The organism is Gillisia xinjiangensis, assembly GCF_046298265.1.
In the GTDB taxonomy this organism is placed as follows: domain Bacteria; phylum Bacteroidota; class Bacteroidia; order Flavobacteriales; family Flavobacteriaceae; genus Gillisia; species Gillisia xinjiangensis.
Genome location: NZ_JBKAHK010000126.1, coordinates 1 through 519, shown reverse-complemented (window position 1 = coordinate 519; position 519 = coordinate 1). Strand labels below are relative to the sequence as shown.

The 519-nt window shown below is 66.3% G+C and carries 1 protein-coding gene; it reads right to left on the bottom strand.

What is annotated here, in order from left to right:
- A partial coding sequence (locus ACKGJN_RS16820; RefSeq protein ID WP_409540722.1) for a hypothetical protein occupies window positions 1-282 on the bottom strand: 282 nt, incomplete at its 3' end.
- Window positions 283-519 lie beyond the last annotated feature (237 nt).

Below are 519 nucleotides of genomic sequence, written 5' to 3'. Positions count from 1 at the left end.
GTCCTCGGTAAGGGTGCCGGCGACGATACTGCGGATGATGGCCCGGCAGAGGGCCGGAATGGCGTCGCTTCGGGGCACGTCCAGGAAGCTCGCCATCACGGCGCGATAGTCGGCTTCCTTGTCGGAATCCTCGATGGCCCCGACGCAGTTCTCGGCGGTGGCTTCGGGCGACAGCGTGCCGCTGCGCAGGCTGCGCACCGCCTCCAGCATCTCTTCCTCCAGAGAGGTCGCCGCCGCCGGGGCAACCATCAGAGATGCGGCCAAGGACGGGCCGATGATCATCGCCACGGCAAAACGCAGCGGCCGCTGCCCCCTCAACGTCATGTGCAGTCTCGCTCCTGCGCCTTAAGGTCGTATGTCAGGCTAGCAGCTTTGCCCTTCACGCGGAATGCGTCCGCGCCGGGAGGCAGGCATTTCCGCAGCAGGCTATGAAGCTCACTTCTTCTTCTTCACCGCTTCGGCGTCAGCACGGATCGCGGCTTCGATCATGCGGCAGGCCTCGTCGGCCTCGGCCCAGCG